The following is a 398-nucleotide window of genomic DNA, read 5'->3' on the forward strand; positions in this document are numbered from 1 at the left end:
GACAGGCCGAAGAAGTCCACCATGAGGGCTGTGATGTTGATCGACCCGCTCGATCTTCCGAGCCCGGGTGCGGCGGCACCTCCCGGCCACTGATGACCTCCGCCCTCGATCACGTAGAAGTCGATATGCGCACCGTCGGCGCAGTCGTCCCACGCGGTCAGCCGGACGTCGGCGGCGACCTGCTCCTCACGCGGTGCGGCGCAGCCATCGTGAGCGGCCCACTGCTGCAGCGCCTCGTCGGCGGGTGCGACGCGTTGGATCACCGTGTCACCCCCCTCGAACGGGACGGTCGGATCGGCGGTCCCGTGCGCGGAGATGAACGACGCGGGAGGCGCCCCGGCGCACCGGGCGGGCAGGTAACCGGCCGCCGCGACCGAGCCGTAGGCAGCGAAGTCGAT

1 protein-coding gene is annotated in these 398 nt (G+C 70.9%); it reads right to left on the reverse strand.

What is annotated here, in order from left to right:
* Positions 1 to 398, reverse strand: a 398-nt coding sequence (locus D9V41_RS17990) for a CE1 family esterase (protein WP_424922808.1), incomplete at both ends; no start/stop codon positions are given.

It is taken from the genome of Aeromicrobium phragmitis (genome assembly GCF_003674095.1).
Lineage (GTDB): Bacteria > Actinomycetota > Actinomycetes > Propionibacteriales > Nocardioidaceae > Aeromicrobium > Aeromicrobium phragmitis.